The 15,570-nt window shown below is 64.8% G+C and carries 16 protein-coding genes; 7 read left to right on the top strand and 9 right to left on the bottom strand.

The genetic code is table 11. The features are described 5' to 3' along the window. Window positions 1–46 precede the first annotated feature (46 nt). Together OU999_00365 and OU999_00370 are read right to left on the bottom strand one after the other, a co-directional pair. Window positions 47–1,036, bottom strand: a complete 990-nt coding sequence (locus OU999_00365) for an aldo/keto reductase (GenBank protein ID WAC23683.1) — start codon at window positions 1,034–1,036, stop codon at window positions 47–49. After that, the gene (locus tag OU999_00370; protein WAC23684.1) at window positions 1,033–2,253 is read right to left on the bottom strand and encodes a cation:dicarboxylase symporter family transporter; all 1,221 of its coding nucleotides are present in this window, start codon (window positions 2,251–2,253) and stop codon (window positions 1,033–1,035) included. The genes OU999_00365 and OU999_00370 overlap by 4 nt, the downstream gene beginning before the upstream one ends. A 254-nt stretch (window positions 2,254–2,507) precedes the next feature. On the opposite strand from OU999_00370, the gene glmM reads away from it, so the two are divergent. The 4 genes from glmM to OU999_00390 all read left to right on the top strand — a co-directional run bounded on the left by glmM (window position 2,508) and on the right by OU999_00390 (window position 5,960). Then, complete coding sequence (glmM, locus tag OU999_00375) at window positions 2,508–3,851, top strand: phosphoglucosamine mutase (protein WAC23685.1); 1,344 nt, start codon at window positions 2,508–2,510, stop codon at window positions 3,849–3,851. Next, window positions 3,851–4,081: a DUF1272 domain-containing protein gene (locus OU999_00380; GenBank protein ID WAC23686.1), complete on the top strand. Its 231-nt coding sequence runs from the start codon at window positions 3,851–3,853 to the stop codon at window positions 4,079–4,081. The genes glmM and OU999_00380 overlap by 1 nt, the downstream gene beginning before the upstream one ends. Window position 4,082: 1 nt before the next feature. Next, window positions 4,083–5,222, top strand: coding sequence for a bifunctional hydroxymethylpyrimidine kinase/phosphomethylpyrimidine kinase (gene thiD / locus OU999_00385; protein ID WAC25312.1), 1,140 nt, complete (start codon window positions 4,083–4,085; stop codon window positions 5,220–5,222). A 114-nt stretch (window positions 5,223–5,336) separates the two neighbouring features. Further along, window positions 5,337–5,960, top strand: a complete 624-nt coding sequence (locus OU999_00390; GenBank protein ID WAC23687.1) for a superoxide dismutase — start codon at window positions 5,337–5,339, stop codon at window positions 5,958–5,960. Between the two features lie 88 nt (window positions 5,961–6,048). On the opposite strand, the gene OU999_00395 is transcribed toward OU999_00390, so the two are convergent. From OU999_00395 to OU999_00425, 7 genes are all read right to left on the bottom strand, one after another. Further along, window positions 6,049–6,690 (bottom strand): hypothetical protein, encoded by a 642-nt coding sequence (locus tag OU999_00395; protein ID WAC23688.1) that lies wholly within the window; start codon window positions 6,688–6,690, stop codon window positions 6,049–6,051. After that, window positions 6,675–7,151, bottom strand: coding sequence for a hypothetical protein (locus tag OU999_00400; GenBank protein ID WAC23689.1), 477 nt, complete (start codon window positions 7,149–7,151; stop codon window positions 6,675–6,677). Before OU999_00400 ends, OU999_00395 begins: the two co-directional genes overlap by 16 nt. Before the next feature lie 77 nt (window positions 7,152–7,228). Continuing rightward, the gene (locus OU999_00405) at window positions 7,229–7,876 is read right to left on the bottom strand and encodes a septation protein IspZ (protein WAC23690.1); all 648 of its coding nucleotides are present in this window, start codon (window positions 7,874–7,876) and stop codon (window positions 7,229–7,231) included. Then, complete coding sequence (gene ftsY, locus OU999_00410) at window positions 7,873–8,799, bottom strand: signal recognition particle-docking protein FtsY (protein ID WAC23691.1); 927 nt, start codon at window positions 8,797–8,799, stop codon at window positions 7,873–7,875. The genes OU999_00405 and ftsY overlap by 4 nt, the downstream gene beginning before the upstream one ends. Next, complete coding sequence (gene mtaB, locus OU999_00415; protein ID WAC23692.1) at window positions 8,796–10,082, bottom strand: tRNA (N(6)-L-threonylcarbamoyladenosine(37)-C(2))-methylthiotransferase MtaB; 1,287 nt, start codon at window positions 10,080–10,082, stop codon at window positions 8,796–8,798. Before mtaB ends, ftsY begins: the two co-directional genes overlap by 4 nt. 5 nt (window positions 10,083–10,087) lie before the next feature. Next, the gene (dapF, locus tag OU999_00420) at window positions 10,088–10,882 is read right to left on the bottom strand and encodes a diaminopimelate epimerase (GenBank protein ID WAC23693.1); all 795 of its coding nucleotides are present in this window, start codon (window positions 10,880–10,882) and stop codon (window positions 10,088–10,090) included. A gap of 41 nt (window positions 10,883–10,923) precedes the next feature. Next, the gene (locus OU999_00425) at window positions 10,924–12,612 is read right to left on the bottom strand and encodes an EAL domain-containing protein (protein ID WAC23694.1); all 1,689 of its coding nucleotides are present in this window, start codon (window positions 12,610–12,612) and stop codon (window positions 10,924–10,926) included. A 418-nt stretch (window positions 12,613–13,030) separates the two neighbouring features. Here OU999_00425 and ffh point away from each other — a divergent pair, with 418 nt between their 5' ends. From ffh to rimM, 3 genes are all read left to right on the top strand, one after another. Next, the gene (gene ffh / locus OU999_00430) at window positions 13,031–14,530 is read left to right on the top strand and encodes a signal recognition particle protein (protein WAC23695.1); all 1,500 of its coding nucleotides are present in this window, start codon (window positions 13,031–13,033) and stop codon (window positions 14,528–14,530) included. Between the two features lie 39 nt (window positions 14,531–14,569). Beyond that, the gene (gene rpsP, locus OU999_00435; GenBank protein ID WAC23696.1) at window positions 14,570–15,010 is read left to right on the top strand and encodes a 30S ribosomal protein S16; all 441 of its coding nucleotides are present in this window, start codon (window positions 14,570–14,572) and stop codon (window positions 15,008–15,010) included. 84 nt (window positions 15,011–15,094) lie between these two features. Then, on the top strand, window positions 15,095–15,568 hold the full coding sequence (rimM, locus tag OU999_00440) for a ribosome maturation factor RimM (GenBank protein WAC23697.1): 474 nt from the start codon (window positions 15,095–15,097) through the stop codon (window positions 15,566–15,568). The last annotated feature ends 2 nt before the right edge of the window (window positions 15,569–15,570 follow it).

The following is a 15,570-nucleotide window of genomic DNA, read 5'->3' on the forward strand; positions in this document are numbered from 1 at the left end:
GGCCATGATCCGGGTGACGCGACGTCAGCCCCTGGACCGGCCCCGATCAGATGCGCACCATCTTCATGCCCATCTCGCCATAGCGCGGCCCTGCGGTCGCTCCGGCGGGCGCAGCGGCATCGAGCGCGTCCAGATCGGCCGGGGTGAGCGTTACATTCACCGCCGCCATCGAATCCTCGAGCGTCGCCCGGCGCTTGGAACCGGGGATGGGGACGATGTCATCGCCCTGCGCCAGCAGCCAGGCGAGCGCGATCTGCGCGGGCGAGACGCTGTGCTGGGTGGCGATGCGCTTGACGACATCGACAATCCCCATGTTCGCGGCGAAATTCTCTTCCGAATAACGCGGATCGTTGAGCCGATAATCGCCCTCTGCCAGGTCCGAGCGCTGGCTGATCTGCCCGGTCAGGAAGCCGCGCCCGAGCGGGCTGTAGGGGACAAAGCCGATGCCCAGATCCTGACACAGCGGCAGGATCTCGTCCTCGATCCCGCGTTCCCACAGCGAATACTCGCTCTGCAGCGCGGCGATGGGGTGGGTGGCGTGCGCGCGGCGGATATTGTCCGCACCGGCTTCCGACAGGCCCAGATAGCGCACCTTGCCCTCTTCGACCAGGCGGGCCATCGCGCCCACCGTCTCCTCGATCGGCACATTGGGGTCGACGCGGTGCTGGTAATAGAGGTCGATGGTGTCGACACCCAGCCGCTTCAGCGAGCCCTCGCAGGCGCGGCGCACATTGTCGGGGCTGGAATCGACGCCGCGATAACCGCCATCCTCGATCCTGAAACCGAATTTGGTGGCGATGACCAGACGGTCGCGCCGCCCGCGAATGGCCTGGCCCAGCAGTTCCTCGTTGACATAGGGGCCATAGACCTCGGCCGTATCGAAAAAGGTCACGCCCAGCTCGATCGCGCGTTCCAGCGTGGCGATGGACTCGCGATGATCGCTCTTGCCGTACATCGCGGCACCAATGCCCGCCATCGGCATGCAGCCAAGGCCCAGCGCAGAGACTTCCAGCCCGCCCAGATTGCGATAGATCATTGCCTGTCTCCTTCGGCGCGAGCGATGGTCGTCGTCACCGCCATGTCCATGGTCACGTTGCCCAATGTGCGCATGATATCGGGGAACACCTCGATCGCCAACAACAGTGCCAGCGGCTCGACGGGAACGCCCATGGCGATGCAGATCGGCGCGATGGAGCTGATGAAGCTGATCGACCCTGGCAACGACACCGCGCCCATGGTGGTGATGGCGGCCGCGGCAATGCCCGCGACGAGCGCCACCGGGCCAAGTTCGACACCCATCAGATGTGCGACATAGACTGCCACGGCCATGTTCATGCACGGGCCGGTCGCCCGGAACAGCGCCACCGCAATCGGCAGCACGACATCGGCGGTCCGCTCGCCCACGCCGAGCGCGCGCACGCCGGTCAGCATGGCCGGGAGCGAGGCGAGCGAGGACTGGGTGGAAATGGCAACGGCCTGGGCCGGGATCGACGCCCGCAGGAAGCCGAGCGGACTGATCCGCCCGCCGACAAACGCGAGTGTGAAGGCCGAAATCCAGACCAGCGATCCGGTGCCTGCGACGATCAGGACATAATGGCCCAGCGCGCCGAAGGCGGCGACACCCGCGCGCGAGCCGACGACCAGCCCCAGGGCGAACACGCCGATCGGTGCGAGCGCCAGCACCCAGCCGATCAGGATGATCATGGCATCGGCGATCGCGGCGAACAGGCCCTGCACCGGCGCGCGCTGCTCGGCCGGAAGCCGGGTCAGCGCGAAGGCAAACGCAAGGGTGAAGATGATCAGCGGCAGGATCGCGTCATTGGCGGCGGCCGCGACCGGATTGGTCGGCACCAGCGCGCGCAGGAACTCGGTAAACGGCGGCACCTCCCCGGTCGGCTGGGCGCTGGCCAGCGCACCGCGCAGCGCCGCACGTGCCGCCTCGGGCAGCGGAAAGGTGGCGAGCAGGGCAGGGGTGACAAGCGCCGCCATGGCAGCGGACGCCCAGAGCAGCGCGATCATCGTTGCGATCGCGCGCACCGTCAGTCGCCCGGCGCTCGCCATCTGGGCGGTGCGCAGGATGCCGGTGATCAGCAGCGTAACGACCAGCGGCACCACGGTCATCTGCAACCCGCGCAGCCAGAGCGATCCGATGACATCGGCGGCGTTGACCAGCCCGGGCGCGGTTCCGCCAATCGCCATCCCCAGCGCAATGCCCACTGCCAGCGCGCCCAGGACCAGAAGGGTTTTCAGCATTCAAATGGCTTTCTTGTCTCTCATTCCGTCCCGCGAAAGGGCGACGTTTTCAGCCTTATGACCACGGATTGCGTTTTGCGTCACCCTGAACTTGGCGCATGGGCCATTTCTCCGTCATCCGCCTACGCCCGACGGGACGGCAAGGATGCTCGGACGGGCTCGAAATGACGGGATTTGACACTTGGCCCGGTGACATGGTTGGCAAGTCCCGGCCCAATCCGCTAAGCCCCGAAAAAACAGTCAGGGGTTCCAGCGTGACACGCAAGTTTTTCGGTACGGATGGCATTCGCGGACGCACCAATAGCGGCTTCATGACCGCTGCCATGGCGATGGCCGTGGGGCAGGCCGCCGGTGCGCATTTCCTGCGCGGCAAGCACAAGCACCGGGTGGTGATCGGCAAGGACACGCGGCTTTCCGGCTATATGATGGAAAATGCGCTGGTCGCAGGCTTTACCAGCGTCGGCATGGATGTGGTGCTGGTCGGGCCGATGCCGACGCCTGCTGTCGCGCTGCTGACCCGGTCGATGCGCGCCGATCTGGGCGTGATGATCTCCGCCAGCCATAACCCGTTCCAGGACAATGGCATCAAGCTGTTCGGTCCCGATGGCTTCAAGCTTTCCGACGATGACGAGATGCAGATCGAGGCGATGCTGGAGGCGGGCAATCCGCAGCTTGCCGCGTCCGAGGCGATTGGCCGGGCGCGCCGCATCGAGGATGCACGCGGGCGCTATATCCACGCGGTCAAGGCCTCGCTGCCCGATCAGGTGCGGCTGGATGGCCTGAAGATCGTGGTCGATTGCGCGCATGGCGCTGCCTATCAGGTCGCGCCTTCCGCCTTCTGGGAGCTGGGCGCGGAAGTGATCGCCATCGGCGTCAATCCCAACGGCCTCAACATCAACGACCGGGTCGGCTCGACCCATGTCGAAGCGATGCGCGAAAGCGTCGTCGCCTCGGGCGCGGACATCGGCATTGCGCTCGATGGCGATGCCGACCGGCTGATCGTGGTCGATGAAAAGGGCAAGGTTGTCGATGGCGACCAGATCATGGCGTTGATCGGCGGCAGCTGGGCGCGCCAGGGACGGCTGCGCGGCGGCGGCGTGGTCGCCACGGTGATGTCGAACCTGGGTCTGGAACGCTATCTGCAGGGCCAGGGGCTCGAGCTGGTCCGCAGCAAGGTGGGTGACCGCTATGTGCTGGGGGCGATGCGCGCAGGCGGTTACAATGTCGGCGGCGAGCAATCGGGCCATATGATCCTGCTCGACCATGCGACTACCGGCGATGGCACCGTCGCCGCGCTGCAGGTGCTGGCCGAGCTGGTGCGTGAGGGCAAGCCGGCGAGCGAGCTGCTCCATCTGTTCGATCCGGTGCCGCAGCTGCTCAAGAATGTGCGCTTCTCGGGAGGCAAGCCGCTGGAAAACCCCAAGGTGCAGAAGGTGATTGCCGATGCCGATGATGAACTGCGCGGGCGCGGTCGGCTGGTCATCCGGCCCTCGGGCACCGAGCCGGTGATCCGCGTGATGGCCGAAGGCGATGATGCGGCGCAGGTCGAGGCCGTGGTCGACCGGATCTGTGCGGTCGTGGCGGAGGTCGCGGTCTGATGCTGGAAATGCGCCCCGATTGCGAACGCTGCGGCACGGACACCCCGCCAGAGGCGCCCGGCGCGTTCATCTGCTCGTTCGAATGCACCTTCTGCGCCGAATGCGCGGAGGAACTGGACGACCGCTGCCCCAATTGCGGCGGCGAACTGGTCGATCGGCCGGTGCGGTCCAGGAAGCTGCTGGAGAAGTTTCCCGGATCGACCGTGCGGAAATTCACGCAGCATGGGTGAACTGCCCGCCCGCGTCCTCACCATCGCAGGCTCCGATTCCGGCGGCGGTGCCGGGATCCAGGCGGATATCAAGACCATCACCATGCTGGGCGGCCATGCCATGACCGCGATCACCGCGATCACCGCGCAGAATTCGCGTGGGGTCGATGCGGTGCGGGTGCTGGGCGCGGAGCTGGTCATCGCGCAGATCGATGCGGTGGCGCGCGACTTCGGGCTCGATGCGATCAAGATCGGCATGCTCGGCTCGCCCGAGATTGCCGAAGCCTTGGCTGATTGGCTCGTCGCGCATCCGGGCGTCCCTGTCATCTTTGACCCTGTCATGATCGCATCAAGCGGCGCGGTGCTGGCAAACCCGGCGACGATAGCGGCATTCAAGCGGCTGATGGCGTGCGCCACGCTGGTCACGCCGAACCTGCCCGAGCTCGACGCGCTGGGCGGCGAGGCGGCGGTGCTCGAACTTGCCCCTGCGCTGCTGATCAAGGGCGGGCATGCAGGCGGCGACACCGTCACCGATCGGCTGGTCACCCGCGAGGGCGAGATCGCGCGCTGGAGCGACCAGCGCATCGACAGCCCGCACAGCCATGGTACCGGCTGCACGCTCTCCAGCGCCATCGCCACGCTGCTCGGGCAGGGCGTGCCACTCGAACAGGCGGTCGAGCGGGCGCGAACCTTCGTGCGGCTCGCGCTGCGCGATGCGCCGGGGTTTGTGGCCAGCAACGGCCCGATGGGGCATCAGAATGTGCGCAACGATGCGCTCGCCCCCGGCTGGCACCTCAACCAGATCACGCTGGGCGCGACCGATTATGCTGCCTCGGTGACCTTCTACCGCGCGCTGGGGCTGACCCAGATCGTCGACAGCCCGGACAATGGCTATGCCCGGTTCGAGGCGGACAATGGCGCGACGCTCTCGATCCATGTAGGGCAAGGCACCGGCGGGGCGATGGCCTATCTCGAATGCGCCGATCTCGATGCGCGCGTTTCAGCGCTCGCATCCGAAGGGTTCGCCATCGACCAGATGCCGCGCGATGAGAGCTGGGGCTGGCGCGAGGCGCGGCTTTCCGATCCGGCAGGCAATGTGCTGTGCCTGTATTTCGGAGGCGAGAACCGGCGCTACCCGCCGTGGCGCATCGCAACCGATTGAGCCACGCCCCGTAATTGCTGCGACCCCTAGCGCTTTGGCCCTTTACCCGCAGCGGCAATTGCCCATATGCGTTGCGGCAACGTTCCAACGCTTTTCCAAAACAGGAGATGACCCATGGCTTTCGTCCTTCCCCCGCTTCCCTATGAAAAGACCGCGTTCGGCGACATCATGTCGGCCGAAACCTTCGATTATCACCACGGCAAGCATCACAATGCCTATGTCGGCAAGGCGAACGACATGGTGAAGGGCACGGACCTGGAAGGCGCGAGCCTCTCCAAGGTGATCGTCGCTGCCAAGGAAAAGGGCAACAAGGGCCTGTTCAACAACGCCGCGCAGATCTGGAACCACACCTTCTTCTGGCACTGCCTCAGCCCCGAAGCACAGGCCGTCCCCGCCTCGCTCGAAGAGCGCATCAATGCCGATTTCGGTTCGGTTGCTGATCTCAAGGAAAAGCTGAAGGCAGAAGCCATCGGCCATTTCGGCAGCGGCTGGGCCTGGCTGGTGCTCAACGGCGACAAGCTGGAAATCACCTCGCTGCACGATGCGGACTCGCCGGTGGCGCACGAAGGCATGAAGCCGCTGCTGACGCTCGATGTGTGGGAACACGCCTATTATATCGACTATCGCAACGCGCGCCCCGATTACCTGACGACCGTGCTCGACAAGGCGATCAACTGGGAATTCGTCGCGCAGAACCTCGACGGCAAGGGCACGTCGCGCGCTGACCAGGAAGGTTGATTTCATTCACCCCCGCTCTCCGGCGAAAGTTGGAGGGCGGGGTGCATTGCGAAAGGGGCTGCGATCATGTCGCAGCCCCTTTGCTGCTTTAAGGCTTGCCGCCTGCAGGAACGGCATAGGCCACGAACTCATCGCCCAGGCACTGGAAGGTTGCGCCGTTGGTGGGCTGCCAGGCATCCAGCTTTGGCGCCAGCTCGGGATAGGCTGTGGCAAATTGCTGGCGAGACCCTTCCAGGTCCGATGAATAGCGCATGGCATTGCGCCGCCCGCCATCGGCCATTTTCTCGAGCGCCAGCATCTCGAAATCGCCGATATAGGTGACGCTGCCCGGGCGCAGGCTGAACTGCGGTGCGCCGAAGCAGAAGATGTCGGTATAGGTCGCGTTGAACGTGCGCCCTGCCAGCACATAGTCACCCGCCGGAACGATCGCCACGCGCAGCGCCTTCTCACCCTTCTTGCCGCTGAATACGGTGTAGCTGTAGGTGATCTTCGTGCCGACGGGCTTGCCCTGCGCATCCACGGCTACCTTTTTGGTGGCCGGGTCATAGCGGTAGAACAGGATGCGGTTGTCGCCGACCATGCCGGATGCGTGGGGGCGCAGCACGATCATCGCTTGATCGGGTGCGGCAACTGGACGCTCGGGTTTCTTGAGGTCCACCTGCTCGGTGAGTTGGGCGAAGGCGGGGCTGGTCAATGCCAGGCCGAGCAGGGCGATCAGTCTTTTTGCCACAGCACAGGCTCCGCATAATCATTGGCCCAGGTCCGCAGCAGGCTTCCGCGCGTCGGCTTGTCAGCGCCCACCAGCACGGCAAGCTCACGGTTGCGTTCGGCTTCGGTCATGGCCTTCCACACGCGGCCTTCCTCGCGGGTCATCGCGTAAAGGCTCCAGCCGCGCACCAGCATGCAGTTTTCAATGTTGATCCGCTTCTGGTCGCCATCGGCAAGCCCGCCAGCGATGATCGCGGCAAGGCCCCCGACGATGACGCTGGAGGTCTCGATCTGCGATTCGGCACCCCTGGCGAGCTTGCGGCAACTGTCGATGTCGTGCGCGGCCAAATCGGCCGACGCTCCGGGCCTGTTGAAGAAACTGCCGTTGCCGCGATCTGCTTTCTGCGATGCCCATCCGGGGCTCGGCAAACATGCAGCCATCATGGCTGCAATAACCATCAAGTTTCTGGCCATCATCATCATTCCAGCATCATCACAATGGACCGCCCGCCGGGTCGGCCCTCGATAGGTTATGATTTTGAGGCCACAGCGATTTGCACTTAACTTTTTGTTTCAGTCCCTTCAAGCGCAAGGCCATGCTTCATCAGCATCGGGATCTGGCTCATCGCAAAGAGGAACGACAAGGCGGTCACGCCCCAGACCTTGACCGTCAGCCAGGTCTCGAAGGTCAGCGTCTGGCGCAGGCCCTCGTTGATCAGCGCCATCACCACGAAGAACAGGCCCCAGTTGCGCGAGAGCTTGAGCCAGCCGGTCTCGTCCAGCCCGTCATAGGCTGCCTGAAGCAGATAGCGCAGCAGCGGCTTGCCCATCATCCATCCGCCGAGCAGCAATGCGGCAAAGGCGGAATAGATGATCGTTGGCTTGATCTGGATGAAGCTCTCGTCATTGAAATAGACCGTGAGCGCGCCGAAGCCGACGACCAGCACCGCGCTCAGCCACAGCATCGGCGAGACGCGGCCCAGCCGCCATTTCGACACCGCCACCGCAACCAGGATCGCCACCATGAACGCCAGTGTGCCGTTGATCGCGGCGCGGGTGGAGGCGAGCGCAGCGCCGTCGCTCTGGGTCAGCTTGAACACCGCGAAGAAGATCAGCAGCGGCCCGAAATCGAGCAGCAGCGGCAACAGGCTGCCTTCCGATTTCTTCGGCGCGGCTACGGCAGCGCTCTGGGGCATCTCCTCGCTCATTTCGTGCCTCCGGCGATCACATGCGCGAGATATTCGGGATCGAACGGGCGCAGGTCGTCGATGGTCTCGCCGACGCCGATCGCGTGGATCGGCAGACCGAACTTTTCGGCCGCCGCCACCAATATGCCGCCGCGCGCGGTGCCATCGAGTTTCGTCATCACAAGACCGGTAACGCCTGCCACCTCCTTGAAGGTTTCGATCTGCGACAGGGCGTTCTGCCCGTTGGTCGCATCGAGCACCAGCACCACGTCATGCGGTGCTTCAGGGTTCAATCGGCCCAGCACGCGGCGGATCTTGGCAAGCTCGTCCATCAGCTCGCGCTTGTTCTGCAACCGGCCAGCGGTGTCGACGATCAGCACGTCGATGCCCGTCGCGGTCGCCTGCTTGACCGCATCGAACACGATGCCCGCCGCGTCCCCGCCTTCCTTGCCGCTGACGATGGGGATGCCCAGCCTGTCCGCCCAGATCTTGAGCTGGCCGATCGCAGCGGCGCGGAAGGTGTCGCCCGCCGCCAGCATCACGCCATAATCCTGTTCCTGGAACAGATGCGCCAGCTTGGCGATGGTCGTGGTCTTGCCCGATCCGTTGACGCCGATCACGAGGATCACCTGCGGGCGCGGGAAGGCGATGATGTCGAGCGGCTCGGCCACCGTCCGCAGCGACTTGGCGATTTCCTCGCCGACGATCTCGCGCAGGCCTTCGTCATCGAGCCCGCGCTCGAACCGGCCTTCGGACAGGCGATTGCGCACCTTGCCCGCCATCTGCGGCCCCAGATCGCTGACGATCAGCGCTTCCTCGATCTCGTCGAGCTGGTCTTCGTCAAGCCGCGACTTGGTGACCAGACCGGTGAGATTCTGGGTCAGCTTGTCCGACGTCTTGCGAAAGCCGCCCAGCAGGCGCTCGCTCCAGCTGCCCTCGCTCATGTATTCATCTCCGCTGTCAGCATATCGCCATTCTGGCCCGTGATGGTCACTGGCACGATCCGTCCGATATGGGAAGGATCGGGCCTGTCGCTATCACGCTCCAACGCGATGCGCACAAAGTTTTCGCCATGGCCGGTGCGCCCGTCGCGCTCGACCAGAAGGTTTTGATGGGTGCCGACCAGCGATTGACGCCAGCGCGCTGCGCGCGCCTGCGCAGCGGACCGCATCTCGGCAGCGCGCGCTTTCACCAGCGCCCGGTCCAGCTGCGGCATGCGCGCTGCGGGCGTGCCGCTGCGGGGCGAGAAGGGGAAGATATGGCCGTGCACGACATCGCAGGCGTCCAGGATCGAGAGGTTCTGCGCGTGCATCGCCTCGTCCTCGGTGGGGAAGCCCGCGATCAGGTCCGCGCCGATGGCGATCTCGGGCCGCCTCGCCTTCATCCGCTCGACGAGCGCGATGGCCTGCGCGCGCGAGTGGCGGCGCTTCATCCGCTTGAGGATCATGTCATCGCCCGATTGCAGCGAAAGGTGCACGTGCGGCATGATGCGCTGCTCGCCGGTGATGAGGTCGAACAACCGGTCGTCCACCTCCACGCCGTCGAGCGAGGACAGGCGGAGGCGCGGCAGATCGGGCACCAGCTTGAGAATGCGTTCGATCAGCATGCCGAGGGTCGGCGATCCGGGAAGGTCGGGGCCATAGCTGGTCACGTCTACCCCGGTCAGCACCACCTCGGCATAGCCGCGTTCGACCAGCGCGCGCACCGCATCGACAACGGCACCGGCGGGGACCGAGCGGCTGTTGCCCCGGCCATAGGGGATGATGCAGAAGGTGCAGCGATGGTCGCAGCCGTTCTGCACCTCAACAAACGCGCGGGCATGCTCGGCAAAGCTGGTGACCATGTGCGGCGCGGTCTCGCGCACGGCCATGATGTCGGAGACGCGCGCCTTGGCATTGGCGCGCGGGTCGAAGCTCGTCGCATCAAGCTTGTCGATATTGCCCAGCACCCGGTCGACTTCGGGCATCGCGGCAAACATCGCGGGATCGGTCTGCGCCGCGCAGCCGGTAACGACTACCTGCGCACCTGGACGGGCCTTGCGTGCCTTGCGGATCGCCTGGCGCGTCTGGCGCACCGCCTCGTTGGTGACCGCGCAGCTGTTGATCACGATCACATCGTCGCGCCCGGCGAGCAGACCGCGCATCGCCTCGCCCTCGGCAATGTTGAGGCGGCAGCCCATCGAGATGATCTCGGGGCCGGTGGTGGCAATAGGGATACTGTCGGGCATGGCCGTCAGAGGTCGATCTCGCCGGTAAAGACATGGGTGGCGGGGCCTGCCATCTGCACATTGCCGCCCGGTTGCCAATCGATGGTGAGCGTGCCGCCGGGCAGGTGCACCGCGACCGGGCCGGTGACCAGCTTGCGCCGGATCGCCGCAACCGCGGTGGCGCAGGCGCCGGTGCCGCAGGCGAGCGTCAGCCCGGCCCCGCGCTCCCAGACGCGCAGGTGCAGGCCATCATCCGCCAGATGCGCGACATTGACGTTCACCCGCTCGGGAAACAGCGGATCATGCTCGATCAGCGGCCCCAGCCGGTCCAGCTCGATCGCATGGCTGTCCTCGACAAAGAAGATCACATGCGGGTTGCCCATGCTGACAGCCGCCGGATCGGTCAGCTCTTCCCAGCCCACCGGCATGTGCAGCGTGTCCATCGGATAGGCGAGGGGGATCGCATCCCATTCGAGCCCCGGCTGGCCCATGTCGATCGTCACGGCATGGTCGCCAAGCTTGCCGTGCAGCAGGCCTGCGCCGGTTTCGATCACGACATCATGCCCCGCCAGCGCGACCACGCAGCGCGTCGCGTTGCCGCAGGCGCTGACTTCGCCGCCATCCTGGTTGAAGATTTGCATCGCGAAATCGGCGTTTTCGGATGGCCGCATGACCACCAGCTGGTCGCAGCCGATGCCGCGATGCCGGTCGGCTAGCGCGCGCGCCTGCGCCCCGGTCAGTGCGAGGTCATGGGTGCGGGCATCGAAAATGACAAAGTCATTGCCCAGGCCGTGCATCTTGTGAAAGCGGTGTTGCGCCATGGCGGCGCTTTATACCGGGTGCGCCCGCGTGGAAAGGGCGATCACTCGCCGCGCGCGGCGCGCAATTGCGGTTCGGTATACAGCTCGGGCGCGTCCACCGTTGCGGGCTTGGGCGTCCAGCCCAGACCCAGCAGGTTGCGCTCGGCCAGCAGGCGGCGTGCCTGTTCGACCGAAAGCGGCTGACCGAAATGGAAGCCCTGGCCCTTGCCGCAGCCGATTTCGGTCAGATGCGCGATCAGCTCGCCATCCTCGATCCCTTCGGCGGTGATCGGCAACCCCATGGATTCGCCCAGCAGCGCGATGGTCTGCACGATGGCGCGGCTTTCCTTGCTCTCGTTCATCGAGGTGACGAAGCTGCGGTCGATCTTGATCCGGTCGAACGGCAGCGCGCGCAGATGCGCCAGCGAGCTGTAGCCGGTGCCGAAATCGTCGAGGGCAACGCGCACGCCCTGATTCTTCAGGCTGCCGATGATCGACTGGGCCAGGCCCATATTCTCGAACAGGCAGCTTTCGGTGATCTCGATTTCCAGACGACTGGCGGGGAAGCCCGTCTCGACCAGCAGCTTGACGATCTTCTGCGCCAGCCAGGGATCGCGCAGCTGCACCGGCGAGATGTTGACCGAAATGGTGAGGCTGGGATCCCAGCCGCGCGCGTCTTCCATCGCCTGACGGATGACGCAGGCGGACAGATCGCCGATCATGCCGGTATCCTCGGCAATCGGGATGAAAATGTCGGGCGAGATCTGGCCCAGTTCGGGCGAGTTCCAGCGGGCCAGCACCTCAAAGCCGATCAGCATGCCGGTGTTGAGATCGATCTGCTGCTCGTAATAGGGGACGAACTCGCCGCGGCCGATGCCGATACGCATGCCCGATTCGATCTTGTTGCGGAACTGGACCTCGTTTTCCATCCGCGGATCGAACCAGCAATAGCGGTTCCGGCCATGCTTCTTGCTGGCGTACATCGCGATATCGGCGCGGCGCATCAGGACGTCCAGGCTGTTGTCGCACTGGTCGGCCCGGGCAATGCCGATCGAGGCGGTGACGGTCAGCTCTGCATCGCCGCTGCTGGCGGGGCCGCTGATCGCCTTGCTGACCTGCTCGATCAGGTCTTCGGCGACACGCTGTACTGTTTCGGGGAAATCGGCGTCAAAGATGAAGGTGCAGGCGAATTCATCGCCGCCGAGCCGCGCAACATGGCTGTTGGGGGGCATGGTCGCCTTGAGCCGCTGTGCGACCTCGACCAGCACCTTGTCACCCGCGTGATGGCCCTGGATGTCATTGATATTCTTGAAGTTGTCGAGGTCGAGCATCAGATACGCGACGGTCATGTCGCGCCGTGTCGCCTGGGCGATCAGGCTGGCGGTGGCCTCGCCGATCGCACGGCGGTTGAGGCATCCGGTCAGCGGATCGGTGACGGCCAGCGTCTTGGCCTGCTCTTCGGCATTCTTGTGATGCGCGATCTCGCGGTGCAGCTCGCTATAGCGGCGCCAGCCAAAGATGATCAGCGCAATGTTGAGGATCAGCGCGGTCACCGCGATATTGTCCGGCGATACCGCAGCGCCATAATAGCGCCCGATAATGTCGGGCATGATGCTGCCGGCGGTGCCCACGAACATCAGGATGGCGGCGGTCATGATGCCGCCTGCGACGAAATCGCGGCCGCGCGCAGCGCGTCCCGTCAGTTCGTCCGTTCGGCTGCTGCCGTGCGAGGCGGTGGTTTCATGTGGCACAAGAATTCCCCTCAACCGGGATGAGGCACCCGATCGAATGGACGCAGCCTAGGCAAGGAGCGTTAAAAGAGTGTTTATGCCGAAACCACCAATATGGGGAAGAATCGCGAATTTCTGCGGAATGCGGTGGTGAATTCCGGGTTAACCGGGGTGAACGGCCCCGGTGCCCATCAAGGCACCCAGCGTAGGGCTTGCCATCTGCATGCTATTGCGCTAGTGGCCCGGCCAGCTTTTTGCGCAGGACCTGTGCATGGGGCACCCAGTTCAGCCGCTTATACCGCATTGTCGGTTCATGCGCGCGCCGGTCGGCGAGGTTTCGCCCACCGGCGATTTTTGCGTTTGGCGGTCTGACGTGGCGGGGTGTCCTTGATCGGGTCTGGCCGGGCAGCCATGTGGGCGGACAGAAGGAGAAGCGGATATGTTCGATAATCTGACTGATCGCCTTGGCGGCGTGTTCGACCGGCTGCGCGGCCGGGGTGCGCTGAAGGAAGAAGACGTCCGCGCCGCCATGCGCGAGGTGCGGATCGCGCTGCTGGAAGCCGATGTCGCACTCCCTGTTGTTCGCGACTTCATCAATACCGTCACCGAACAGGCCGTGGGCCAGGCGGTGCTCAAATCGGTCGCGCCGGGCCAGCAGGTCGTCAAGATCGTCAACGATGCGCTGACCGAGATGCTGGGCTCCGAAGCCAGCGATCTCGACCTGGCCGTCGCTCCGCCTGCCGTCATCATGATGGTCGGTCTGCAGGGGTCGGGCAAGACCACCAGCACTGCCAAGATCGCCAAGCTGCTGAAGGAAAAGCACGGCAAGAAGGTCATGATGGCCTCGCTCGACGTGCAGCGTCCCGCCGCACAGGAACAGCTCAAGGTGCTGGGCGAGCAGGTGAATGTCGCGACGCTGCCGATCGTCGCCGGTCAGATGCCGGTCGATATCGCACGGCGCGCGCTGCAATCGGCCAAGCTGCAATCGTTCGATGTGGTGATGCTCGACACCGCAGGCCGCCTGCATGTCGACCAGCAGCTGATGGACGAGATGAAGGCGGTGGCTGCCGAGGCGACGCCGAAGGAAATCCTGCTCGTCGTCGATTCGCTGACCGGCCAGGACGCGGTCAATGTCGCGCAGAACTTCTCTGACCAGGTGCCGCTGACCGGCGTGGTGCTGACCCGCATGGACGGCGATGCGCGCGGTGGTGCGGCGCTGTCGATGCGCGCGGTTACCGGTCGTCCGATCAAGTTCGTCGGCATGGGCGAGAAGATGGACGCGATCGAGCCGTTCCATCCGGGCCGTGTCGCAGGGCGCATCCTGGGCATGGGCGATGTCGTCAGCCTGGTCGAAAAGGCCGCCGCGACGGTCGAGAAGGAAGACGCCGACAAGCTCGCCGCCAAGATGGCCAAGGGTCAGTTCGACATGAACGACCTGCGCACCCAGCTGCGGCAGATGACCAAGATGGGCGGTCTGGGCGCGCTGGCGGGCATGATGCCGGGCATGAAAAAGGCCAAGGCGGCGATGAGTGCCAGCGGAGTCGACGACAAGGTGCTGGTGCATATGGATGCCATCATCGGATCGATGACTCCCAAGGAGCGTGAAAAGCCTGCCGTTCTCAACGCCAAGCGCAAGATCCGCATCGCCAAGGGATCGGGCACCACCGTGCAGGACGTCAACCGGGTGATCAAGATGCACCAGGAGATGGAAGGCGCGATGAAGAAGATCCGCAAGATGGGCGGATTGAAGGGCCTGGCTGCCATGTTCGGCGGCGGCGGCGGAGATGGCGGCATGGGCGGCCTTGGCGGCAAGATGCCTTCCGAGGACGATATCGCCGGGTTGCTCGGCGGCGGTGGCGGCAAGGGCATCGCGGGCGGTCTTCCCGGCCTGCCCGGCGGGCTTCCCCCCGGTTTTCAGAATTTCAACAAGAAGAAGTGATTTCAGTTTTCAAGTTCATCAGAAAGGTAAGGTTCTACAATGTCGATTTCCATGCGTCTTTCGCGCGGCGGTTCCAAGAAGCGCCCCTATTACAAGATCGTCGTCGCCAACAGCCGCGCGCCCCGCGACGGCAAGTATCTTGAGCAGATCGGCACCTACAACCCGCTGCTCGCCAAGGATTCGGGCGAGCGCGTGAAGATCAACGAAGAGCGCGCCAAGCACTGGCTGTCGGTCGGCGCGCAGCCCACCGATCGCGTTGCCCGTTTCCTCGACGCCGCCGGCCTCAAGGAGCGCAAGGCTACCGTGAACCCCAAGAAGGGCGAGCCGGGCGAAAAGGCCAAGGAACGCGCTGAAGAAAAGGCCGCCAAGATCGCTGAAGCCGAAGAAGCCGCCAAGGCTGCTGCAGAAGCTCCGGCCGAAGCGCCCGCTGCTGAAGAAGCACCGGCTGAAGAAGCTGCTGCCGAACAGGCCGAAGGCTGATCTTTTGTCCCTCTCCCCTCCCGCATGCGGGAGGGGAAGGTTCGGCTTGCCGAACCGACCTGGGGCTTCGGGATTTCAAATTGAATGGCTGATCGCCCCATTACCCTGGCCGTGATCGTCGGCGCGCATGGCGTCACCGGCGAGGTGCGCGTGAAGCTGTTCGGCTCCGGGCTGGACGGCGTCAAGGCGCACAAGAGCTTCAACAACGGCGCGCTGACGCTCAAGTCTCTGCGTCCGCAAAAGGACCTCGGCATCGCGCGCTTTGCCGAGATTACCGATCGCAACGCGGCAGAGGCCGCACGCGGTACCGAGCTCACCGTCCCCCGCTCGGCGCTCCCGCCCTTGGGCGAGGGCGAATATTATCATGCCGATCTGATCGGGCTGCCGGTGGTGTCCGAAACCGGCGAGCCGCTGGGCACCGTCCGCGCGATAGAGGATTTCGGCGCGGGCGATCTGCTCGATATCGGCAAGCCCGACGGCAAGACCTTCATGGTTCCGGTCGCTGCGGGCGACATCGGTGAAGATCGCGTCGTCATTGACCCCGTCTGGGCCGAATAGTA

Source organism: Blastomonas sp. SL216 (genome assembly GCA_026625625.1).
In the GTDB taxonomy this organism is placed as follows: domain Bacteria; phylum Pseudomonadota; class Alphaproteobacteria; order Sphingomonadales; family Sphingomonadaceae; genus Blastomonas.